The sequence below is a fragment of the Enterococcus avium ATCC 14025 genome, assembly GCF_000406965.1.
Lineage (GTDB): Bacteria > Bacillota > Bacilli > Lactobacillales > Enterococcaceae > Enterococcus_A > Enterococcus_A avium.
In genome coordinates this window covers 224,269-245,503 of sequence record NZ_KE136363.1, presented here as the reverse complement: position 1 = coordinate 245,503, position 21,235 = coordinate 224,269, and the positions used below count along the sequence as shown (strand labels likewise).

Here is a 21,235-nt window from a genome sequence, read left to right as displayed (position 1 = left end):
GCCATGCGATTACAATACTTGTTCGATTTCAATGAAGACATTTTCATCTTCGGGCAGGTCGTCCTGAGCGAATGAAGTAAACGAAACTGGAAGTGTTGCCTTTTCTTTTCCGTGATTTGTTTCGACATTATCGCTAATCTTCACTTCATAATAGTGGACCATTAAGAATGTCCCGTCTTCACGTTTTACAATCAGAGTTAAGCTATATGAAGCAATTGACGTTGGTGCTCCATAACTAATCGTCTTAGTTCCGAGTTCTTTTACTGGTGTCAAAGTATCAGTTGTGGAATATGCTTTTGAAACACCTTTTTTCAATGTGATAAGATCGTCAGCGGCTTGAACAGAAGAAATTTCAATTGTTTCCTCACCAATTTTAGCAAAACGGACGGTTTCGAAATCAACGCCTTTACCAGAGGCTACTTTGATTTTTCGGTTACCTTTATTAATGGCCGCAGCTAGGGTCGCAGGATCACCGAGGTCGGCTGCTGTCTCGGTAATATCGCCACCAGCCATAGCTAACGAACGATTGTCAATTGAATTTTCCATTAATGTGGTACCAATAGTGTTGGTCCATCCGCTAATTGTTGTATCAATAGGAGTAACTGATTGGTCAATCGTTACTTCTTCTGTTTCGTTGCCACGAGAACGGCTGATACCTTCCGTTGTTCCACCAAGATCACGGAAACCTTCCTTTAGCTCAAAAGTTTTCATATCCATTACATCTGAAATTTTTGTTGGACGAAAAGTCGTATCTTCACCAATGATTAGACGTCCAGCGCCCCCTTGGATGTTCTTTTTATTAAAATGGAAAAATTGGTCTTTTGCCATTATTTAGTTCCCTCCTTCTTTTCTGTTTCTTCATAACTCCATGACGAGCTAGAAATTTTCAATTTTTGAAGTTGCTTCTCAGTCAATTCAAGGATTTCCCCATGAATGATAACTTTCGGAACACCTTCGATATTGACGCTTAACGTCGTTCCAGCACCAGAATTCGATTTAGCCATTACTCTGACTTTCGATTCTTTATTTGCAACTGCTTCTTGCTTTGTTTCTTTTTTCTTATCTTGAGCTTTCTCTGCCAAAATAGTTCCTCCTTAATTTTCGAAATAGTTAATATACATGTAGCACCAAGCTTCATCTTTTTTAGACACATCATCGACATTTGGAACTGGTGACATCTGAAAATCAACATCAAAGACATTGACACCCTCTATATCAGAAAAGTTCCGTTTTAAATAATTTCCAACATCTGTGCATTTCTCCAATGCCTCTATATCGCTTTCTGAGCGAACTAACAGTTGGATGGTATTTTTCCCTATTGTCTTAATTAGAAGACAGGGAAGTGGTGCTGTGGCTTCAATTTTCCATATTCTGAATGATTCGAAGCCATCAAAAAAAGCAGCCTTCAGGAATTCCCGAATACTGCTTGAAGCATCAACAAAATCCATCGAGCTACTCCTTTCTATGTTCGTAAAACTTTCTTCATCGCAGCCATACCAGAACTGATCATCCGATCCATGCCGTTTTCAAGCCCTCTTGCGTAAATGTTGTAACGACCTTCGAGATAAATCGCATATGGCACACCTGAACCAGTCTTGAGAGTCGTTTTAGTTCCTGTTTCTTCCCATTCATTAATGATCGGACCAACAGCGGAACCGCTTGGACCCAAATAATGAGTAATGAATCCGAGCGAGTTAATGTACGCTGCAGTATCAATGTGATTGTCAGCAGACGTTACTTCTTTCGCACTCTTCGCCCACTCTTTCGCCATTTCAGATACTAAAGCTTTTCTAGCCTCTTTCATCGATCCTGAACCGCCGAGTGTCTCGGAATCAAGTGAAATCGATACTGCTGCAAATTTCGACTTGTACTGCATTTTCTTCTTCATGCTACTCAGCGCCCTTTAAGAAAACTTTGTAATGATGAAGCGTGCGGTCATCATGATGAGGTGTGATAGAGTCTACTTCAAGTTTTGCTGTCGTGAGCAGGTTTCCTTTGTCATCCTTGATATTTTCAACAGTCATTTGCGGATCAACAGCTGTATCGGGTGTTAGATGTAAACTCATTTCTATTACTCGATCGGCACCAGACGAATCTCTTACATAGACATTTTTAGTCATGTATCGGCATTTGACGGTTTCGGGGTCATTTTTTTCATAGATAGGGCGTCCCCATTTATCCTCACCAACATACTTTTTTCCAGGCAATGTCAGGTCGCATGTGTGAATCAATAAATCATCAAACAACACCGATTCTCACTCTCCTTTTTCGCAGGAGCCCTGTTCCCTCCAAAAACATTAAGCAAGAAGGCGCTACTCTCCCAGCTTGTCGGCTAGTAGATCCACCACTTGCAGATCGGCTATAGTCACCGATGGAATAGCTTAATGAACTTTTGGGCGTTCCTGTTATATCTACATCAATACCTTCAACTTGATAGTACTCGATCTGGGCGCAACATGCTTTCTTGATCAGTTCTTGAACATCCTCAGAAAACTTATCTAACCCTATTTTGAGAATCTGATACTCTGTCAACGCGTCAACTATTTCAGTTGCACGTTTAGAAAATCGAGAGAACTTGCCATTTTCGACAGGTGTTCCCTCGAATACTTCTTCATAATACTTTTCGTCAACATAAGCTTGAGCCATACCGCCCACCTACTTTTCTAATGCTTTTTCAGCTTCGATAGCATCATTTTTGTTTCCGATAAAACTTTCACCATTAGACAACTGATAGTTTCCACGACTAATCATTTTTGGAAACTCTGCGCTGGAAGCTTCTTCTGCTGATTGTTCTGTTTTATCATCATTACAAGCCTCTTCTTGTTCGACTGGCTCAAAAATGAATTTGAATGCATCCACAGTTTCCAAATACTTCTTTTCAGTTTCTGTGATTTCAGTTAGTGATGAAGATGTGATTTGTTTTTCACGAAAGAAATAATCTTTTCCTTCAACGGCACTTTTCACTGTATACAGCATAAAAAACGACCTCCTAGATAATTTCGTGTTTTACATTGATAGCTTTTGCCACTGCGTCTTCTTCTTCAAATTTAGTATCTAGTTTCATCGTTAATACTATAATGAACGTCCGAGAACGGATGTCTTTATCGAATTCCAATCGAACATTACGAGAGACACCTAATACAATATTTTTTGGGTGAGTTAGTAATAAGTCCGATACTTTTTCAGCTCCTCCGCTTACTGTAGCGTCGTAAGGCTGCAGCATCGCAATCCCTTTAGTAGGTACTCCATATGCAGCAGGACGATTTGTTCCCGTTAAAGTCGTATCACCAAGTCCGGTATTACGATTGGCAATTTCATCACGCCAGTTTAATTCATTAACATGACTCATATAGTATCGGAAATCAGCTGGGTTTCGTAAATACTTAGCAGGTACAGAACCATAAAGCTTTTTCAATAGCGGACGTTTAAAGTCTCCGCCGTCGTGATCGACAATATGTGAAGTTGCTTGTTTTCGTAATCCATCCAACAATGCTAAGTATGGATCAGAAGAAGTTTTATCTCCATTGACAATTAGCTCTTCAACATCCAAAGAAGCACGTTCTGCAATCATACTGATAATCGTATTGTGCAAATTTCCCCCTTCGATGTTGTTTTCCAACGTATCGTAAGAAATATTTACTTCAGCAATCACTTCTTTTGCATTCAATTCGATTTTACCTGTCGTTGGTTTTGATCGCTTGCTAGCATCTAAAGCTGTTGCTTCAACTCCAGGATGTAAGATACGTTGACCGAATCCGATTTTTTCAATTTTCATCGCATCTGACGTCATTGGGACAGTTCGTGCTTCATTAATGATCGTTGGCTGATCAATCAGCATTTGATAAAACTTTTTGAATTGCATAGGATTCATTAATCCGCCAGCTGCTAAATCACTTAATGTCATCGTTGCTTTTTCAATAATTGATTGGTTACTTGCCATTATTCATTTCCTCCTTTTACTGAGAATAGACTTCCGAAAACATCTTCTTCTTTCTCAATCTGTTCTGTGTAATTTTGTTCTTGATTGTTACTGAAACGAGCTTTTTCAAGCGTCTCAACCTTTTCATTCAAAGGAGCTACCGCTTCTTGAACTGCTTTAGTGATGTCTTCAGCAGTAAATGCTTCTTTTTTCACCTTTTTCTTAGCAGCAGCCTCTTCTTCCTTTTTCTTCTTCTCTTCATCAGTAAGCTCGCCTTCACCATTTTTAGCGTCTTCTAATTTCTGAAGGCGCTCTGTGATTGGATTTAGAGCTTCACCTAATGCTTTTTTTAATTCTTCTTCTGTCATCTCGTGTTCCTCCTTTGATTTTTTCGTACTAAAAAAGGACTTGATCCCATTAACCACGCCCTGCTTTGTTACTGCTTTAGTTGTTTGTATGGTTCCGATTAATTCGGATAATTCACTTACCTCTTTTTGAATTTCTGCAACTTTATCTGCATCATCGGACGAATAGTTGTCTAATATGGACCATGCAGCAGATTGGAAAGCTTCGATAGCCGCGTTCACATCTCGGAAAGTCTTCCTTCGATTGAAATTGTTTTTCGTCTGTTTTTTGATTTCTTCAACCTCTGCAGTTCCAGCGAGTGAATATCCTGTGAATTCTCCTTTTTGAATATCTTCCCACATTTCGTCTGTCGCTTTTGTTACGAGTACCCATGTTCCCTTAGTGATCGTTGTGTCGTTAATTGTCATTTCGACAGGCGCTACATAGCTTTCAACAACTTTACCAGCACTAGTGGTAAAATCATGCTGCTTATCAATTTGTTGGTAGTCTTCCATAAAGCTATGTGCCGCTTTTTCGATCGTCTCAGCATCCATATAATCGCCGTGAGCATCTTCTGTTTCAGGTTCATAAACAACACCATATACAAGCTTTTGCGGGTCGTCAGCTTTCGTCACGAGCTTGACAGCCGTTTCAAATGTCGGTTTGCCTTCCGCTTTTGTCAGGAAAAATGATTTCTTATTCGCCGCTTTGTCAACGTAAGACACGTGTGTTACTTTTACATTTTCTAGTTTTCGCATTTTATCACCACCTTTCGCTGTTCTCGATTCATTAGATATGGCTTCAAGCCGGATCACCTGTCCTTTCTGGCAAAGACTGCCGATCGTCTTCTTTATTCGATTCATCAGGAGGCTTTCTCTCATAATCAAGTAAATTCAAATGAGTCTTATGGAACAGTAATAACAAGCTAGTTAACGTCATCTGTCGAAAGTTACTACAGTTTTCTTGGTTTTCCATATCTTTCACTCCTTTAATCTACTGGCGGTTTTTCAATCTCATATTCAATTTCATTTTTTGAACGATCGAAAATCGGATCAAGCCAACAGTGACAATAGATGGTTTCCTTAATTGGCGCTAATGGATCACGCGGATATCGAATGAATGTGCCATTGATATAGAAAAACTCCCCTTTGGCCGCCGTCATTCCATCAGCGGATACATGTGCCGATCGTGGCTCCTTAACACCATCAGCATGCCGCCACGTACTTCCAATCACATGACGGTTTAGCATCATCGCTTCGTATTGAGAACCGCTATACATCCGAGTTATTTCAAGGATGGCGATCAATCGAGCGCGGACATATCCGAAAACTGCCAGTTCCGCTAAAGAAATACCTTCCTTTTTCTCCTCGTCGTCTTTTTCGTAATATTTATCGAGTTCACGACTAACCGCGCTTTCCGTTGTTTCACGCAGTTCATTGGGCAAATCCTTTAACCAATTTTTCAGTTCTTTATAGGCTTCTGAGTTTGCATCAAAAGGTAACTCACTGCCGTATTGCTTTTTGAATGCTTCTAGTAACGCAAAAAACGCCGCTTCTAATTCAGGAACGATGTCATTTGTCATCGTCGAATCAAAAGAGCGCTTCTTCATTGCTCGCTTTAGTTGTTTTTCGGTTGGCGGCTTCTTCTTGAATTTCTGGATCAGCTTATCAACTATATTTTGCAGTTCCTCGTATTCCGTCTGAAAGGCATCTTCGATCTTAGTTTCTATCAACAGAATGTATTTCATGAGTAAATCAATAAACTGATACTCTGCATTTTCCAGTAACTTCTGTAGTTCCTTGTCCTCTTCTTCTTTGATAAGAAAAGCCAACTCTATCATTTGAGAATCATCCATCTTAGGACCTCACCTCTTTAATCAAGCGTCGCAAAGTTGCTGCTAGTTCACTTGTTTCAGACTTACCGTAAGCTTTTTCGAGATCAACCTCTCCTGTAAGAGAGTTAATTGCATTTCCTTGGCTATTTGTAATGATTGGTTTGTTGTATTCATCACCGTCAAACGGCTCTAGCGGCTTGTTTAAGACCTTACCGACAACATCTCGTAAATCATTCGGAGCAACTGCTTTTGCCTCAATAGCGGGCTCAAGAATCGCTTTGATGTCATCCATTTTGACAATGTTTGAAGTCTTAAAGAAGATTTCTACATATTGGAATTCATATTCTCGAAACAGGGAGTTCATTCTAGCCTCATAGGATTCACGTAAAGGCTGAAAAACTTGCTCTTCAGTTAATTCTTTAGCCGTCTCAGCTGTAGCACGAGTATAATCACTTGATCTTGCAACATAGATTGGGGGCAGTCTAAATGATCCTAATATAGAATCAATCACATTTTTGTCATATTCAAGAAACAACGCGTCCTTCTGTAAAATATCAGCTAACTTCTCAATTCGGATGGCTGGCTTATATTTATCATCTTCGCCAAGCATCGCATCAGCTGGTGTTACTTTCTCAGCTTCTAGTAAAAGAAACTTGTGCTGATTTTCCTCTCCACCTATTGCATTCGCATAGGATTGAAGTGTCGCTTCTGATTCAGCTGTCAATTGCGCATTTTCTAATGTAATTGCTAGTGGAATATGCCGACCTTGCGTAAAATATCGATAATTTAATTCATCCGCTTTTCGATTGCCAATCACCTTTATCAACGCGCCAATCCAACGGGGAATGCCATATGGGTCTTGGAAGTCACCGTTCTTAAGATGAATGACTTCAGTTGCAGTTCCTGCACCCTCTTTTCCGACCGAACTATTCACATTTAACGGTGTTGGATCACCAAAGGTCTTGTACCAAGTGCCACTCTCGACTCCAGAGTCCATTAGTGGATCTCGAAAACAAAAATAACGGACCTTGATATCCTGTCCGTTTTCGTTTACCACTCTATTCAGTTTTGTAACGGACATATACTCCGGCTTAATCGAATCAATACCAACGACCTCGCCTTTACCGTTTCGAATTACCTCTAAAAATCCATTCCCACACTCTTCCACGTGACGAATGACCTCTTCAATTACTTCTTTAGCAGGTCTTTCGTAGCAAAGTTCTTTCACCAACAGTTCAAGTTGATTCCATTCAGCTTTCATTTCTGGGGTTTCTTCTAAATCTTCTACTTTGTAACGAATCCCCATCCCAAAGCCAACTACGTTTGTTTTGTATGCCTCAATAGACTGATTGAGGATATCTGACAAATCGGTTATAGAACGAAGCACAGATAAATCGAAAGGCGGATTCAACAAAGTTAAGTCTCTAATTTGTTCTCTGCCACCAGACATTTTATATGTCAGACTTCTCTTTTTCTGAATCTTGATATCTTGTTTTTTAATTGGAATATTCCCACTTTTACCGCCGCTAATAATTCTCGATGTCATACTCCACCTCCTAAAATGCTGTTTTTCTATTTGTTCTCCGTTTTCTTGTTTGTTTGTTATCCATCTTCACTAACGCTTGAGACATTGCGTCAATATCATCATCGTGTGCTCCGTTCGGAAAAGCTTCTAACTCATCTAGAACTTCATCCGCCCATGATTTCCAAAGCGGATGTGGTACGTAGACATTTCCCGATTCCCAAAATGGGGCCACAGCCTGAGCTCTGACTTCTTTCCCACCTTGCGGATTCACTGCAACCATTCCAGGTATCTTTTTCTGTAGCATTTCAATGACGGCAGAACCATTTGCTTTATCCTCAACATATTTTGCTTTTGCGTCAGGCCAACGATTTGCCATAGACTGAATAGCTCTCATAGTTTCAACAATACCCATTCGTTCATGATGTCGATCCAACAAATAGTAATCTGCTTCATCACGTGCCCATACGTGTCCGGCAACAAAGTCAGAAGTGTTCTTGTCTTTAAAAGTACAATCCCACGATTGGGCTTGCTGAGAAAAAGAACTAGGCATGACTTTTACATCATCGCCTAGTCCTAATCGTACTTTCATTTCAATGGATGGTACATAATACTTCGCCCACGACCGTTTGAAGATATCGCCGCCAGCTGGTGTTGGGCGCTGTTGGTAAAGAGAAGCCCACCCACGAGATCCAGTTACCGCTTTTGTTTGCGCCGCCCACTCTTCATCTTTTCCTATTTCAGGAGCTAAAGCTTCACCAACTTCACGACCAAGCAAGTCCTTTTCCTCCGCAATCGCTGGTATTTTGATTTCGATCCAAGGTAATGTTTTTTCTTTTAATAAACGACCCGCTAAATCATCTTCATGCCAACGAGTCATAATAATAATTACAGAACCATTTGCTGATAAGCGAGAATAAAACGTATCCCGCCATTCAGAATAAATTTTATCTCGCATTGTCTTACTTTCTGCTTCAGCCCTGTTTTTTACAGGATCATCAATTATCAATAGATCAGAGCCACGGCCAGTTGCGCCACCTAAGATAGATGTGCTGTATAGCTGACCTAAATGATTATCAATACCCCATTCAGAAACACTCGCTGTCTCAGAACTAAGTTTCAAATCGAATAGTTCATCACTGTATAAACGAAATTTTTCTCGGTTTTTTCGTCCGAACTTTTTGTAGAGTTCCTCTGAATATGAAACAACCATCGCCAATTTATCCGGATTCTTGCATAAAAAAAAAGCCGGGAAAGTCTCTGTGATAAAAGTAGATTTACCATGTTGCGGTGGTAACTCCACTATGATAAATAACCGCTCTCTATTTGCTATACGATCCAAATAAGGCGATATATATAACTGGTGTCGTAATGGTTTAAATGTGCAGCCGTGAGTATAGAAAAAGAAGTCAGCGAAATTTCTCCTAGCCAACTCCTTTAATGATTCTTTTCTAATTACCTCAAGCTCAACCATCTTGTTCATAGGCTAATCGCCTCAATTCTTCAGTGCTTAGTTCAGCATATGGATTTTTTGCTTTCACTTCACCGGATAACTCTAATTTCTTAGTATATATTCCATCCATTTTGTTCAAAGTATCAATCGCTCGAATCTGATCCCCTGGATACTCATCATCACTAGCAATCTCAGAAAGCTTCACCATACGTTCTTTTCGGGTCATAATAGCCTCGTCTTGAGCTTCTTCTTGAAGTTCCTTATACCTAGCCAAAACCTCATTTTCTCTGAACAAGGCGCTAGCTTTATTATCTACAGTAGCATCTTTCCATCGCTTAGAAGATGCGAAAGCTTCCCTATAAGATTTCCTTTGTGTCATGCCTGAAATTAGGCATTGAACGAACTTTTCATGTCTTGCATTTTCTAAAACAGGCATAATTTCACCTCCTGGAAAAATAAAAAAAGACCACTTAATTGGTGATCTCTTTTTTCTGATCTAATTTAATCTGGCAGTAATTGTTCCATCACTTTTAATTGGTTCGCTTTAATAATTATTCCCAACCCAATCGGCAATCTAGCAACTGTGCCTAAATTAGTAGGAACTTGCTTTTCGACAATTTCACCTTCAAGATTTTGAATAAATACACTTGAGTTTATACCTAGGAATTTAACTCTTAACCCGCCTAATATAACATCATTTCCATTAAATTGTGTCCCTTTATCGAATAGAAAAACCGGTGAACCACTTGAACCGGGAAAGATCGAACAATCGATTATGAACAAGGGTTTACCATCATAATCCAACTTATAATCAGATGCAGTAATTCCTTTTCTAACTAATGGTCTGGCATTTATTTGATCCCAAAGCCCATTTGGGTATCCAATAACTATTACTTCTTCAATCGCACTAAGTCTTTTAACTTCCTCATCAGTTGGAATATCCTCTTCGTTAACAAAAACTATCTGAGGATGGAGTCCCATTACTTGCTTGGCTATATTGAATAAACCCGGCATTGGAAATACAGCTAAATCAATTTCCCTATCCGGGTGAAAAATTACATTCCCTCTCAAAGAAACTATCGGAAATTCTTTGAGAACGAATTCGCCGTCTTTTTCACAACGCAATTGGATAGTTAATTTATCTGCTCCTTCCAACACATGTCTATTTGTAACAATAACAGGTTTAAAGTCACCGTTTTCACTGACACACATTCGATAAAAGAAGCCCGTTCCAACACTCGATTCAGTTTGTAATCTAACTGTACATGAGACTAGTCGTTCAGTAATCTCCATTTACTACTCACTCTCCTTCAGATAAATTTTAACAGTAAATTGAGTAGGTTGAAACAAAAGATAGATTCATTTTTAATTTCCAATTAAAACCGCGAAAACTCATTTGCTAAGTCACTGGAGTGGTACTGCCCCACTCACGGTAGTTTCAGCTCGGCTTGTTGCGGATTCTACTACCAACCCTAGAGGTCTCTCACCTCTCGAAACCATTCATAATGATGGCACCACCGATAATTCAACCTATATGCGTCTTCTACTTCCGCCACAGTGACATAATAATCGGCGGCACATGAACTTTAAAGGAAGAGGAGCTACTCACTTCCTTTCACTGGCTACAACATTCATGCTGACTTTTTTTGGTGTGCCGCCTAAAAACAATTGACTCGAAAGAAGCTGTTCACCTCCTTCTATTCTTGTAGGTTATGTGAGTAGCCTACAAAAATTTAAGATAACTCTTTATATCAACGACTAGGCTAAGCACATTTTCTTCAAGGTGTCAGGACTTTTCGTCCAGCTTCTCTACATTTTGTTGTGTTGCTTGCTAGCCGCATCTATACTATTTCACATTACTATTTTATCGCGGATGAATGTCATAATACTCCCGACTTTCTATCACTTTTCTATCAAAAGACTCCCATTTTCATATGCTTCTGCAAATTTAATCATAGCCTTGTCTAGTTCTCGATAAAACGAACTAGAACTCATGTTATAGGTAAGATAAATCGCCGTATCCGTTAACTCGCGATTATCAAAATACTTATCATGGATCAGCTGCCGATCATATGCATTCAACTTATTCATAGCCTTACAGATTTTCTCAATTGTTTGCTCTGCTGTTACTTTACGTACAACCGCATTTTCAGTAGCCCGACTTACTGTGCCGGTGAAACTCTTTAATTCAAAACTATAGGTAGCGGTGACTTTTGGTGTATATTCTTCACCAGCTATTCTTACCATCGTACGATAGCAAGACAACAAATCTCTCACTTGCTTTTTGGTTTTATCTTTATTGATCTCTGGAAACAGTACCATCATTTTGTCACCAAGCCTTCCCCTATGCTATAATGTCATTGACTAGAAAACACATGGCATTGAGCGAAGGCTCGGTGTCTTTTTTATCCTGTAAGTATAATTTCATCATCTAAAAAGGCTTCGATAGATGTTGCTACTTTATTGGTCCACTTAATTTCAGTAATATCAGTATTTTTAATTTGCTTTGCCATTTGGGCACCAGGGTCTTTTTCATTAACGTACCCCCAAAACTCGCCGTCACCATATTTTTTCGGTTCAAGACTAAAGCAAAGTAACCATTCTGATTCTGGCTCACGTACAACATACTTGTACCCTTCAGAGAGTAGCTCTTTCAATCGCTCCATAGTTTCTTGTCGATTTTTCAGAGCGTATTTTTTCTTGATTTTCTTCTCCCATTGCTGCATATAAAACGAACCTCCTTAATTGGCGACGTTGCCGGATCTACTTAATTTCATAAAATCTTTTGACTGAATTAATCGCTGTTTCCATTCCGGCCAAAAAAGATACCTTTTCAGGACTTTGATAATTGGGAAATCTTTGATCTTCGATTTCCTCATTATGTTGGTCCCATTCCTTTTCTAGTAGCTTTATCAATTTCGATCGATTTTCTACTTCACCTCTGAGTAAAAGAACTAATTCTTCTTTGGTACATTTCGACAGTTTCTTACTACTTTGGATGATCATCCTTCCACCTCCAACAACTCTGGCTTAACTTCTAGAATAGTCGATTCATGAATTGGCGGATAAGCTAGATTCTGATCTGTGATCAAATCATACTTGCGTTCTCCACATTCGCAGTGGCCGCATAAAACAACTTTTAGCGTATGATGCTCAATTAGTTCTTTTAGTTTCATTCTATCGCCTCCAACAACTCTGGATTCTCGTAGATGTTACCGATAATCTTGAAAACATCAACTGATCTACAGATACATACATCAAAACCGGTTCTCTTCAACTTGAAACTTCCATCAGCAAATACAACAGAATCAATTTCATCTATTTCTTCAAAGAAGGCATCAATAAATGCGCCGTTTTCATCTCTTTGATTGATCTGCTCTGAATCTAATACGTGTACGATATCACCTTCGTAAATCTCAGTACCATTCTTGTCATTCAACCCTGTCGACATCATCAGATTTCTATATGGCGTTCCATTCCGGTCCGTTTCACTAAGCCTTGTTGTATAATACAAATCTTCCTCGTGATCAAACCTAAAATTTACACTGTCATCAAATTCTTCTCTGACACTATAGGACATTCCTTTTCCGTATATCCTTTGTCTCTCTTGGTCCCACTCTCTAAATTTCGGTATCATTACTTCACCTCTAATAGTTCTGGATTTTCGTAAATGTTGCCGATGATTCTCACTTCCCTACATTTTCTTAATGGATAATTCCCTCTCGAACTTGCTCTTACTCCTGCGCCCCATTGTAGGGATAAATTAATTCTTCCCGGCTTACCATATACATAGTCGAACCCATCTTCTATTGTAAAAAGGACTATATCCCCTTCGTAAATCTCAACGCCGTTCTTGTCTTTCAGGCCTGTTGATTGAAGGAATATTAGGTTATCGAAATGAATGTCATAGCGATCACCGTTTTCCTGCTCGACGTATGCTACCTTATTTTCAAAATCAAAGGATATGATACTAACCATCATCTCGTGGTATTTATCCCAGGCCTTAAACTTCGGTATCATTGTCTGCCTCCTGTTCTACTTCTAAATCAAAATCGTCATAGGCCTCAATATCATTTTCATCACCGACAGGCTCTCCGCCGACTGTATAATACGTAATCGAATTCTCTTCATAGCAATCTTCACAGTATCTGGTATCTTCATCTAGCTTGATGTAGTTGTCTCCTAGCTTTAAATCTTTATCACAAGCTTCGCAATATAAATCCACTTCTCTAGTGCCTATATACTTACGCGAAGAGCCATACTCCAATCGTTTATAGGCTTTTTCTTTAGTTGGATACCACTGTTTACCTACTTCTCTGTCATCAAATATTGTTGCTACGCCATACTTGGTTACTTTCATTCATAAAACCTCCTCTAATGCTTCGGTTACCGGATCTTTATTTTCTGTAGTATTTGTTGTAGTCAATGACTCCCATGACTAATAGCCACAATAAAAATCCTATAAAACAGAATGCAGTAAATTTCTCTATGCTCATCATTCCGCCACCTCTTCAAGCGCTCTAATAGTATCTAGGCCGTCCACCTCAACAAACTCGCCTGAGTCCATTAGAACAACCGCTTGCGCGCGCCTATTATCGGTGAATTGAGTTATTTGGATTAATGTTCCCAATTCCCCAGTAGATTCATATCTTTTTTCGATGTTATACCAGTGGCTTTGCGGTATGCTCTCATTCCCAAAAGCAAACTCATCCTTGACGCTTTTTTCAATCCTAGCTAACAGTTCTACTCTAATGTTCATTTCATCACCTTTTCCTTTCCCCATTCCGCGAAGGCTTGCAGGACTTGGAACTGTTCACTAATGCTGAGTTCATCATAAGTAGATGAAATGCATGTTTGAAAAGTCTCAACATGCAAAACTTCACTTGCTAGTGATTCAAGCGAATCAACTGGATTCCCACTTTCCTTAAAATCATCTTTCAACCACTCCAACACGACCTGCTGGTTTTCGTTGAGAGGCTTTGACACATTGACTAAAAATGATTCTTCCTCAATTCGCTCCCAGTCACTCTCATGAACTCCGTCTAAAAACTCAATGTCTGATAGTAAAACTGCTCTCTCCATTCTCACACCTACACTTTCTCAACTGTGCCACATTCAATCAATGTAACAATCGCATTCGCTTTATCTTCGCTATCAAATCTCATTACTTCGCCGCTTAAACCGTAGACGAGATGAGGCTGTAATTCATCGAAAAAGTCAACAAAGTACGCTGACCCATTGTCTTCTATCTTAACCACCCACTTCGGTTCTTCCTCGACCTCGTAGCCGTCTAGCCATGCCTTCATAAATTTTTCTGGATGTCTAACAAGCCAATCAATCGCCTCTTCATTCTCGCTGAGTTTGTCTTTTCTAAAGTACCAATCTTTGAAGCAGATGAGCAGCGCCAATAAGTCGACGTCAGTAGAATTACGATAATAGTCAAGTAATTCTCCAACGAATTTCGGCACTTTGACTGGACTCGCTAACTCATCAATTAAGTCTATAAGTCGATCTGATGGAACAACGTCTACTACTGCTGTTCTGCCAAACATACTAATTTCTGTCATGTGTTGATTGAGTTCTATATGTTTCGTCAATTTTTTCTTATCTTGTTTATTCATAAATACCTCCTAAATTCTATGTGATCAAAAAATCGATTAATGATCACATAGATTCTTACTTGATAGGCTGAGTTAGTCTAATTAATCTTTAGCTTTAAAATTATAAACTGGCTTTATAATTTTTTTGATTTCCACAGTGTCATGAATATTATCGATGATCAAATCTGATTTTTTATAAGCAAATGGTGACTCATCTAGTGTCGACTCGACCACTGACGTCGAATAAATTCCTTGCATAGTATTCTTGAATTCCGCAAGCGAAACATTTTCTTTTGCCTTGGTTCGTGACATCACACGTCCTGCACCATGAGGGGCTGAACAATTCCAGTCTTCATTACCTTTGCCTGTCGCGATAATCGCTCCATCTCTCATATTCAAAGGAATTACTAAGTGTTTGCCATTCGATGCGTCAGTAGCTCCTTTACGTAAAATATGGTCATCCAAATCAATATAATTATGAATTGAATCAAATGAACTGATAACTTTCCAACCCATCTCGTTAATTATTGTTTCAGCCATTAATGAGCGGTTTTCTACAGCAAAGCATTGTGCAAGTTCCATATCGTTCAAATACGCTGATAAAAGGTCACCCTCTAGATAGGCTAACTCTTTATTAAATGCAATAGGTTTAATCTTACTTAGTTCTGTCTGTATTTCTTTTTCTCTACCCTCTGACTTTAACCTGGATATAAGCCCTTGTTTATCAAATACATTGTGCTTGTGATACTTGATTGCTGCATCTTGATGGTGTTTTGCTACTTGGACACCTAGATTTCTTGAACCTGAATGAATCAGTAAGTAATAGTCGTTCCCAGTCTTTGAAATCTCAATAAAATGATTACCACCACCCAGCGTACCTTTAGATAACTGAATTCTATTTTCATTAAACAATTCAAAGGACATCTCGCGGAATTGAAACTTCTCAGAAATCATTTTGTTCCTTACATTCTTTCCAGAAGGCACATTTTCAGAAATGACTAGATCCAGTTTCGACCAATCAGTCCCACTTAAGTCACCAAGATAATAAACACTGATCCCACAACCTATATCGACTCCAACTAGATTGGGAACTACTTTTCCATTACTTATTGTCATAGTCGTACCGATTGTTGATCCTTTGCCTGCATGAACATCTGGCATTATTCTAATCTGTTCTTTTTTTACAAATTCCTGATTAAGCATCTCAACTATTTGATCAACAGCGGTTTCTTCCACTTCATCTGTAAAAACTTTTGCAATATTGTGTTTCCCTTTTAATAGCATAATTTCTCCTTTTCTCTTTGATTGGTGTGGTTAGCTTACCTTTTAAAAAAATAAAAATTGTCTTCCAAGTGTTCGACTTTTGAGAAATGTCTTGAGATCAAAGGGACCAAATTCTGCTGCATATAAATCAACGAATACTCAAATTGATTAACCAAGGATTCAAATTGTTCATCCAAAGTTTTTGCACCTTCATACAAATAGCAATTCCAACCTAAACATAAAACGGAAATGCCTAACTCGCCTTTTCTCGATTTAACGTCACAAGGAAAACGTCCTACTTGATACTCATATAGTTCGCTATTCCAAAGGTATTTAGATATGGTGTCGTCCAATCCTCGATATTGAATACCCGATTCATAAAAAACCTCTGATTGATAACCGAAACAGCAACCAATATCAAACACGCTTTTGAAATTATTCTTTAAACAAAAGTCCTTAATAAACTCGTAGTTAGAAATACATTCCAACGTGCACATCAAAGAATACGAACGCTGATCATAGAATCGTTCTGGTTCTTCATCTTCCATTTTGATTAATTCATCGTAGTATTTGTCTAATCTAGGATATTTTTTCAAAATCCTACCTCCTTGATATCCTCCGTTAAAGTAGTATTTCAAAAATACTTTCAAAAATATTTACCGGTATGCTATTACCAGCTTGTTTGTACATTGGCATTCTAAAACGCCCATTTCTTTCGACTGTTGATGCTGCCGCAAAATAGTCAGCGTCTGAATAACCTTGAAGCCTCCAGCACTCTAATTCAGTTAGATAACGGAAGCGCCCAGCCCCGCAATCAATTATTTGTGCTGGTGTTCGATCTTGTCGCGTAGTAATAGTGTATGCAAAATCTTTGATCACCGTTGCTCGTTTTATTCCAGTCTTCCCTATCACTGATAAGACACTAGGTTGTGTGACATCGTAAACACAACTCACTTCATCATTCTCTACAAGGAACTCTCGTATATCTCGCATTGGTGTCCGATTTAAAATACTAAAATTGAATATTGGCTGATCTAACATCGAAATTGTGAAAACTCTTTGCCTTGCTTGAGGTATTCCGAAATCTCTTGCATCCAGTAATTCAAAGGAGTTGGAATATCCCAGCTTTTCCATTTCATCCAGGTATCGGTTGAAATTTTTTCTCATGCGCTTTTCAGTTACTGCCTTAACGTTTTCCCAGATCACTACTCGTGGACGCCACATCCCCATGTCTCGAATGATTCGTAGGGTTTCCCACATTAGACTTGATCTGGTTTCAGACCCTTCGTCAGCTCCTTTTTGATGCCCTGCAATAGAAATATCTTGACACGGACTGCCATGTATGAGGATATCAGGCTTTAAATTCCAATTAACTACTGATTGAACTCTATTCTCAAGATCATTTGCAAAAATAGCATTGTAACTATCGACTGCCTTTTGATCGATTTCAACATAATCAATTGATTTAGTTGGTACTCCCATATTTCTAAGAGCGATTCGAGGGCTTCCTATCCCTCCAAAAAGTTCTAATATTTGAAGCAAAGCCTTCCCTCCCTTTTCTCTGTAATAGCCCCAGTTAGCGGAGCTTTTCTAAATCAGTCGACTTCACGAAGGAGCCGTTGATCATTTCTCCTGTCCGATTCTTTATTTCGTCATATGCACAATTTACGCACTCATATAGGTTCATGTCATTCTGCATTGCTAAGATGATCAATGTCACGACTGTATCGCCAATTCCGTCACGCAAAGAAGCGCGGTCACTACGAACGATCGCCGCAGCAACCTCGCCAAGTTCTTCCATCACTTTCAACATTTGCTTGCTAGAATCAGCAGTGTCTAATTCTTTGTCTTTAGCCCATTGCTCAATTTTTTCAATCAGTTCATTCAAAATACTGTTCTCCTTTTACGCTACATATTTTTCGTGTTCTAGTTTCAAGTCTGATCCCGACGTGTCGATGTATTGAAGCGTTGTGTCCACATCTGTGTGTCCGAGAAATCGCCGCACATCGTTCAGGCTCATTCCTCTTTTCAGTGCTAAGGTTGCGGCAGTTCTCCGAAACTTATGTGGATGAACATGCGTCACGCCAGCACGTTTTCCAATTTCTTTGACCATCTTCTGAATACCGTTGCTAGTCATAGCTGTTCCCACTCCGTGTAATCCACACAGGATAGGTCCTTCTGAATGCGGCTTTATCACAAGATAATTATCAATAGCCACTTTGGCACGCGCATTGACGAAAACAACCCGTTCCTTGTTGCCTTTTCCGATCACAGTGATGGTTCCCCGTTGCTGATCATAGTTTTCCATCGTCAACATAGTCAGCTCTGTAACTCGGCAGCCTGTCGATAACAAGAGTTCGAATGTTGCTTTCTCTTTCGGCTTCCGACAAGCATTTCGCATCAGTTCTACTTCGACTGGCGTAAAGGCTTTTTTTAGTCGTTTTTCGACTTTGATCTTCTCAACCCTTCGTCCGGGATCCCTGCTAATGTATTCTTCTTCAAAGAGCCATTTAAAGAATCGACAGATTGCACCGCGTTCTCTATCTAAAGTTGCTGATGATAGATGATCATTCATTTCTCTATTCGCAATGTAAAGACGTATATCATTCGTGGTCACATCGTTAAATGATACTCGTACCCATCGATTAAATTTATCTATCGTTCGCATCGCCAGATTGATCGTTCCAGGCGAAAGACCGCGGAGTTTCATACTCACAAAATATTGCTTGTATGCGGCAATGTCAGAAGTTTCATCGTAGATGATCACATCTCGACATTCTTCTTCGAGTCGTAATTTTTCTAGGTTGATTGTTAAAACAATTTTCAGTTTTCTAAGTTGCTTTGCTTCAAGTTCGGGCTCCATGTTCCTGACAACAGCATTAATAAATTGCTCTTTCAATTCCATGATTACCACCCTTTCAAAGGTCAGCTCACATACATATCAAATTGTTTTTCAACTTCTTCACGTATAATTTCCATAGGTTTTGAAATGTTAACAAACCATTCATTCGCTGCTAGTATTTCACTGATAATTTGTTCTTTCGGTGTTTGATTCGAATATTCTTTTGGCATCGCCTGAACAAATATCCTTACTTGACGATCAATTCTTTTCCGTTCCCACATTTTCATGTTCATACCTCCAGATATCGATATGACTTCCCAAATCTATCAGTTCCGTTGTTCCTTGCTAGATTTCGAATGGTTACTGGTGACAAAGTGGATCGCTGTCCTAATTCATCCTCAGTTCCAACCAGTACAATCCGGTTATTGAAACTCACTTCAATTTTTTTCTTTGGATGTTTTGGCAATTCTCGCCATATTTTATTGCCGAGTTTTTCTGCTTCACGTTTGATATCTTCGTCATACCAGTAATTTGGATGAGCCATCAACATTCGAAATCGTTCTTTGTCAGTCATTGTCACGTAATCTCAACTCCCTTACACGGTCCACGCCGCTCTCAGTCATTCGAATGGTTCTCACTGCTCCCGGTTCGATATTTAACAAGTTCATGGCTTTCAATTGCCATAAATATGAACTGACTGATGATGTTGAGGGGATGCCTGTATTTTTTGATATCTGACGAATCGTTGGTGGATATCCCTTTTTCGTAATAAAGTCATCAATGAATAGCAACACTATTTCTAACCGCTGCCGCTTTATCTGTCTCATTCTCGAACCTCTTTTCTTTTGGATATAGGCATATTAAAGGGATAGTGAACGAATCTGCCGCTTTGTTTTTTTGCCAGTTCAATTACAATTCCCAGTTCGCTGGCGACAATCTTCGCTTTCAGCCGAAAATCTTTCGTTTCCATGCCTTTGACATCAACAAGTCGAACAAGCTTTCCTTGATCGTAGAACGCATAATCGGCCACATACTGTGTTTTTTTGATTGTCCATGGATTGATTTTCAGCGTTGGAAGAATATCCAATCGTTCCTGAAGTTTTAGTTCATATTCATGTTTTCTTGCATACGCAACGGCGATTGGATAATAATCCGCCTCAGCAATCGAATCAAACCAACGATCATAGCGATATACTTTTTTGTTACCGTATTTCGATCTTGATTGATACCTCATGCAGACACCTCAACATTCAGTCGACTCGTGAGAAAAGTAAGATAGTAATCAGCATTTGTTTTGCTGTAATCTACTTGTTTAGTGACGTATCGAAGAATGTAGCAAGTAATCATAAGGCAGAAGCGGTGTTCAATTTCTTCGTGAGAACAATCAATTCGAACCATCTTTCTTAAACGTTCATAGTACGAACGTAATAATTCTTTCTCATCCTCGTTACTCGCTGTTTCGCCTAATTTGCTAATGATTTCGAGAAATCGCATCTTCCATACCTCGCTTTACTATTTCTTTTCTCAGTATTTCTATTTCAGTTTCAGTAACTCCGCGGTTACCATACTTCTCAGCGAAATAGTCGAGAGAAGCATTCCCACTCATCTTTTCTGCCCACCAGTGATCCCAAAGTCTTTTGGTTGTCCAATCATTGCCCCGCTTTTGATTATTCGAGTTTCGGGAATAGTGTCCGGTTAAGTGCTTTCTTGCTTTTTCAACAGTGTCTATTTTAGATTCTTCCCAACTCTTCAGTATCTGGTTCAAATAATTGTAATTGCGTGCTCCATGTTTAAGCATGTCATCAATCGCAAGAATCACAATTTCATCTTGACCACCAAAATCGTTTACCCAATGCTGAATGGATTGAGTAATGAATGGTGCTTCTGCTGAATTTACTTGATTGAGCCAATAACGCACAGCGCTATCTTCTGAATCTTTAGTATTACTAGATACAGAAGCATTAATATTATTTACTTTAGTTTTGTTTCCTTTACTTTGGGGATTAATGTTCACATTAACTCCTTCTGCTTGCGAGTTATTGTTAGCATTAATTAAATATGCTGTTGGTTTTGGCGATTTCCTTCTCTTTGTCGCTTCGAAAAAATTTGCTTGGATGTTTTCGCTTGTCAAGACCTTAGCCGAGTTAAACAGGTCCTCATCAAAGAATCCCCATGTAACTAAGCGGATGACTATTTGCTCTAACAATTCCTTACTTACTCCAGGCAGGCGTTTTAAAAGTGTTGCTCTCGTTAAGTCATTCCATACAACGAAGTATCCTTTTTTGTATACCGCGCATAACAGCTTGATTACCGCTAACTCACCTTTAATGCCAAACTCCCCAGCAATAGCTTCTATCTTTTCATCTTCAAAAATGTCAACATCAAGAGGGAAATAATCAAGACCGCTCTTTGTTGGTCTTGCCACAGCTTCACCTCCTACTGTAGAAGGGAGAAATA

At 39.2% G+C, this 21,235-nt stretch carries 36 protein-coding genes; all 36 read right to left on the bottom strand.

The window, feature by feature from the left end:
* Window positions 1-9: 9 nt before the first annotated feature.
* The 36 genes from OMU_RS11420 to OMU_RS11250 all read right to left on the bottom strand — a co-directional run bounded on the left by OMU_RS11420 (window position 10) and on the right by OMU_RS11250 (window position 21,203).
* Complete coding sequence (locus tag OMU_RS11420; RefSeq protein ID WP_010746256.1) at window positions 10-828, bottom strand: hypothetical protein; 819 nt, start codon at window positions 826-828, stop codon at window positions 10-12.
* Entirely contained in the window at window positions 828-1,082 is a 255-nt protein-coding gene (locus tag OMU_RS11415; protein ID WP_010746255.1) for a hypothetical protein, read from the bottom strand. Before OMU_RS11415 ends, OMU_RS11420 begins: the two co-directional genes overlap by 1 nt.
* A 12-nt stretch (window positions 1,083-1,094) precedes the next feature.
* Window positions 1,095-1,448: a hypothetical protein gene (locus OMU_RS11410; RefSeq protein WP_016180070.1), complete on the bottom strand. Its 354-nt coding sequence runs from the start codon at window positions 1,446-1,448 to the stop codon at window positions 1,095-1,097.
* 14 nt (window positions 1,449-1,462) lie between these two features.
* On the bottom strand, window positions 1,463-1,888 hold the full coding sequence (locus OMU_RS11405; RefSeq protein ID WP_016180069.1) for a hypothetical protein: 426 nt from the start codon (window positions 1,886-1,888) through the stop codon (window positions 1,463-1,465).
* Window position 1,889: 1 nt separating this feature from the next.
* Window positions 1,890-2,249 (bottom strand): hypothetical protein, encoded by a 360-nt coding sequence (locus tag OMU_RS11400; RefSeq protein WP_016180068.1) that lies wholly within the window; start codon window positions 2,247-2,249, stop codon window positions 1,890-1,892.
* A complete protein-coding gene (locus OMU_RS11395; protein ID WP_016180067.1) occupies window positions 2,239-2,646 on the bottom strand; it encodes a head-tail connector protein in 408 nt (135 codons plus the stop codon). The genes OMU_RS11400 and OMU_RS11395 overlap by 11 nt, the downstream gene beginning before the upstream one ends.
* 9 nt (window positions 2,647-2,655) lie before the next feature.
* Window positions 2,656-2,976, bottom strand: coding sequence for a hypothetical protein (locus tag OMU_RS11390; RefSeq protein WP_010746250.1), 321 nt, complete (start codon window positions 2,974-2,976; stop codon window positions 2,656-2,658).
* A gap of 13 nt (window positions 2,977-2,989) precedes the next feature.
* Window positions 2,990-3,940: a phage major capsid protein gene (locus OMU_RS11385; protein ID WP_010746249.1), complete on the bottom strand. Its 951-nt coding sequence runs from the start codon at window positions 3,938-3,940 to the stop codon at window positions 2,990-2,992.
* Entirely contained in the window at window positions 3,940-5,022 is a 1,083-nt protein-coding gene (locus OMU_RS11380; RefSeq protein ID WP_016180066.1) for an XkdF-like putative serine protease domain-containing protein, read from the bottom strand. Before OMU_RS11380 ends, OMU_RS11385 begins: the two co-directional genes overlap by 1 nt.
* Window positions 5,023-5,065: 43 nt before the next feature.
* Complete coding sequence (locus OMU_RS23400) at window positions 5,066-5,239, bottom strand: hypothetical protein (protein WP_016180065.1); 174 nt, start codon at window positions 5,237-5,239, stop codon at window positions 5,066-5,068.
* 13 nt (window positions 5,240-5,252) lie between these two features.
* Window positions 5,253-6,119, bottom strand: coding sequence for a hypothetical protein (locus tag OMU_RS11375; RefSeq protein ID WP_016180064.1), 867 nt, complete (start codon window positions 6,117-6,119; stop codon window positions 5,253-5,255).
* A gap of 1 nt (window position 6,120) precedes the next feature.
* Window positions 6,121-7,644 carry a phage portal protein gene (locus OMU_RS11370; protein ID WP_016180063.1) on the bottom strand — a complete coding sequence of 508 codons (1,524 nt, stop codon included), beginning with the start codon at window positions 7,642-7,644 and terminating at the stop codon, window positions 6,121-6,123.
* A gap of 10 nt (window positions 7,645-7,654) precedes the next feature.
* The gene (terL, locus tag OMU_RS11365) at window positions 7,655-9,103 is read right to left on the bottom strand and encodes a phage terminase large subunit (RefSeq protein WP_016180062.1); all 1,449 of its coding nucleotides are present in this window, start codon (window positions 9,101-9,103) and stop codon (window positions 7,655-7,657) included.
* Entirely contained in the window at window positions 9,087-9,509 is a 423-nt protein-coding gene (locus tag OMU_RS11360) for a hypothetical protein (RefSeq protein ID WP_016180061.1), read from the bottom strand. The genes terL and OMU_RS11360 overlap by 17 nt, the downstream gene beginning before the upstream one ends.
* Before the next feature lie 65 nt (window positions 9,510-9,574).
* Window positions 9,575-10,366, bottom strand: coding sequence for a S1 family peptidase (locus OMU_RS11355; RefSeq protein WP_016180060.1), 792 nt, complete (start codon window positions 10,364-10,366; stop codon window positions 9,575-9,577).
* A 609-nt stretch (window positions 10,367-10,975) separates the two neighbouring features.
* The gene (locus OMU_RS11350; RefSeq protein ID WP_016180059.1) at window positions 10,976-11,398 is read right to left on the bottom strand and encodes an ArpU family phage packaging/lysis transcriptional regulator; all 423 of its coding nucleotides are present in this window, start codon (window positions 11,396-11,398) and stop codon (window positions 10,976-10,978) included.
* An 80-nt stretch (window positions 11,399-11,478) separates the two neighbouring features.
* Entirely contained in the window at window positions 11,479-11,799 is a 321-nt protein-coding gene (locus OMU_RS11345; RefSeq protein ID WP_016180058.1) for a hypothetical protein, read from the bottom strand.
* A 37-nt stretch (window positions 11,800-11,836) separates the two neighbouring features.
* Entirely contained in the window at window positions 11,837-12,079 is a 243-nt protein-coding gene (locus tag OMU_RS11340; protein ID WP_016180057.1) for a hypothetical protein, read from the bottom strand.
* Window positions 12,076-12,249, bottom strand: coding sequence for a hypothetical protein (locus OMU_RS23395; RefSeq protein ID WP_016180056.1), 174 nt, complete (start codon window positions 12,247-12,249; stop codon window positions 12,076-12,078). The genes OMU_RS11340 and OMU_RS23395 overlap by 4 nt, the downstream gene beginning before the upstream one ends.
* A complete protein-coding gene (locus tag OMU_RS11330) occupies window positions 12,246-12,710 on the bottom strand; it encodes a YopX family protein (RefSeq protein WP_016180055.1) in 465 nt (154 codons plus the stop codon). Before OMU_RS11330 ends, OMU_RS23395 begins: the two co-directional genes overlap by 4 nt.
* On the bottom strand, window positions 12,710-13,093 hold the full coding sequence (locus OMU_RS11325; RefSeq protein ID WP_016180054.1) for a YopX family protein: 384 nt from the start codon (window positions 13,091-13,093) through the stop codon (window positions 12,710-12,712). Before OMU_RS11325 ends, OMU_RS11330 begins: the two co-directional genes overlap by 1 nt.
* Window positions 13,077-13,433: a hypothetical protein gene (locus OMU_RS11320; RefSeq protein WP_016180053.1), complete on the bottom strand. Its 357-nt coding sequence runs from the start codon at window positions 13,431-13,433 to the stop codon at window positions 13,077-13,079. The genes OMU_RS11325 and OMU_RS11320 overlap by 17 nt, the downstream gene beginning before the upstream one ends.
* A 135-nt stretch (window positions 13,434-13,568) precedes the next feature.
* Window positions 13,569-13,832 (bottom strand): hypothetical protein, encoded by a 264-nt coding sequence (locus tag OMU_RS11315; RefSeq protein ID WP_016180052.1) that lies wholly within the window; start codon window positions 13,830-13,832, stop codon window positions 13,569-13,571.
* Window positions 13,829-14,155 carry a hypothetical protein gene (locus tag OMU_RS11310; RefSeq protein WP_016180051.1) on the bottom strand — a complete coding sequence of 109 codons (327 nt, stop codon included), beginning with the start codon at window positions 14,153-14,155 and terminating at the stop codon, window positions 13,829-13,831. The genes OMU_RS11315 and OMU_RS11310 overlap by 4 nt, the downstream gene beginning before the upstream one ends.
* Before the next feature lie 8 nt (window positions 14,156-14,163).
* A complete protein-coding gene (locus OMU_RS11305) occupies window positions 14,164-14,694 on the bottom strand; it encodes a DUF1642 domain-containing protein (protein WP_016180050.1) in 531 nt (176 codons plus the stop codon).
* A gap of 81 nt (window positions 14,695-14,775) precedes the next feature.
* Complete coding sequence (locus tag OMU_RS11300) at window positions 14,776-15,957, bottom strand: RtcB family protein (RefSeq protein WP_016180049.1); 1,182 nt, start codon at window positions 15,955-15,957, stop codon at window positions 14,776-14,778.
* 35 nt (window positions 15,958-15,992) lie between these two features.
* Window positions 15,993-16,532, bottom strand: a complete 540-nt coding sequence (locus OMU_RS11295; RefSeq protein WP_016180048.1) for a hypothetical protein — start codon at window positions 16,530-16,532, stop codon at window positions 15,993-15,995.
* A 25-nt stretch (window positions 16,533-16,557) separates the two neighbouring features.
* Window positions 16,558-17,478, bottom strand: a complete 921-nt coding sequence (dcm, locus tag OMU_RS11290) for a DNA (cytosine-5-)-methyltransferase (RefSeq protein ID WP_016180047.1) — start codon at window positions 17,476-17,478, stop codon at window positions 16,558-16,560.
* Window positions 17,479-17,512: 34 nt separating this feature from the next.
* Window positions 17,513-17,824, bottom strand: a complete 312-nt coding sequence (locus OMU_RS11285; protein ID WP_016180046.1) for a MazG-like family protein — start codon at window positions 17,822-17,824, stop codon at window positions 17,513-17,515.
* A 15-nt stretch (window positions 17,825-17,839) separates the two neighbouring features.
* Window positions 17,840-18,841, bottom strand: a complete 1,002-nt coding sequence (locus OMU_RS11280; RefSeq protein ID WP_016180045.1) for a tyrosine-type recombinase/integrase — start codon at window positions 18,839-18,841, stop codon at window positions 17,840-17,842.
* 20 nt (window positions 18,842-18,861) lie between these two features.
* Window positions 18,862-19,065: a hypothetical protein gene (locus tag OMU_RS11275; protein ID WP_010746220.1), complete on the bottom strand. Its 204-nt coding sequence runs from the start codon at window positions 19,063-19,065 to the stop codon at window positions 18,862-18,864.
* A 2-nt stretch (window positions 19,066-19,067) separates the two neighbouring features.
* Window positions 19,068-19,352: a hypothetical protein gene (locus OMU_RS11270; RefSeq protein ID WP_218064624.1), complete on the bottom strand. Its 285-nt coding sequence runs from the start codon at window positions 19,350-19,352 to the stop codon at window positions 19,068-19,070.
* On the bottom strand, window positions 19,345-19,605 hold the full coding sequence (locus tag OMU_RS11265; RefSeq protein WP_010746218.1) for a LexA family protein: 261 nt from the start codon (window positions 19,603-19,605) through the stop codon (window positions 19,345-19,347). Before OMU_RS11265 ends, OMU_RS11270 begins: the two co-directional genes overlap by 8 nt.
* Entirely contained in the window at window positions 19,602-20,012 is a 411-nt protein-coding gene (locus OMU_RS11260; RefSeq protein ID WP_016180043.1) for a DUF1064 domain-containing protein, read from the bottom strand. The genes OMU_RS11265 and OMU_RS11260 overlap by 4 nt, the downstream gene beginning before the upstream one ends.
* Window positions 20,009-20,272 (bottom strand): hypothetical protein, encoded by a 264-nt coding sequence (locus OMU_RS11255; protein ID WP_016180042.1) that lies wholly within the window; start codon window positions 20,270-20,272, stop codon window positions 20,009-20,011. The genes OMU_RS11260 and OMU_RS11255 overlap by 4 nt, the downstream gene beginning before the upstream one ends.
* On the bottom strand, window positions 20,250-21,203 hold the full coding sequence (locus OMU_RS11250) for a Lin1244/Lin1753 domain-containing protein (RefSeq protein ID WP_016180041.1): 954 nt from the start codon (window positions 21,201-21,203) through the stop codon (window positions 20,250-20,252). Before OMU_RS11250 ends, OMU_RS11255 begins: the two co-directional genes overlap by 23 nt.
* Window positions 21,204-21,235: the final 32 nt, after the last annotated feature.